Annotated in this window: 1 protein-coding gene; it reads left to right on the forward strand. The window is 35.9% G+C overall.

What is annotated here, in order from left to right; all coding sequences use genetic code 11:
• On the forward strand, window positions 1-369 hold a 369-nt coding region (locus tag DW800_RS19775; RefSeq protein ID WP_165859909.1), incomplete at its 5' end, for a hypothetical protein.
• Window positions 370-459 lie beyond the last annotated feature (90 nt).

Genomic DNA, 459 nt, shown 5'->3' on the forward strand with positions numbered 1-459 from the left:
AACGAGGGGTATTTCTTTTTGAATCCGGCTTTTGGCTCTGATTTTATCAATGGTCGCCCTAATCGTATTTCTACTGCTGTATATATGCTACCGGATGCTGCTCAATATGCCGGAATGAAGATATCATTGACGATATACAAAGACTTAGCGAGCACATACGGGTATATATCAGTTGTCACTAAGAATGCGTTTAATGAAACAGCAGTCGTTGGTAGTGAAATGAAATATTGCAATAGAGCAAGTATATCTGGAGCCGGAAGATATGAATTTATATCATTAGGCAGTTTATGGTTTTTAGCAAATGACAATGGAGCTTCGTTTTCTTATGCTGATTTGGGTAATTATACTTATGAAGATCCTGTTAGCTAGAGAGAATAATATTAAACAAAACGAGAATAAAAACAAAATGTTAAACCGGTTGTCGTTTTTATCCGAAAATGACGACCCTCAAAAGTACAA

Origin of the sequence: Bacteroides sp. AM32-11AC (assembly GCF_003603515.1) — a bacterium.
Classification (GTDB): domain Bacteria; phylum Bacteroidota; class Bacteroidia; order Bacteroidales; family Bacteroidaceae; genus Bacteroides; species Bacteroides uniformis.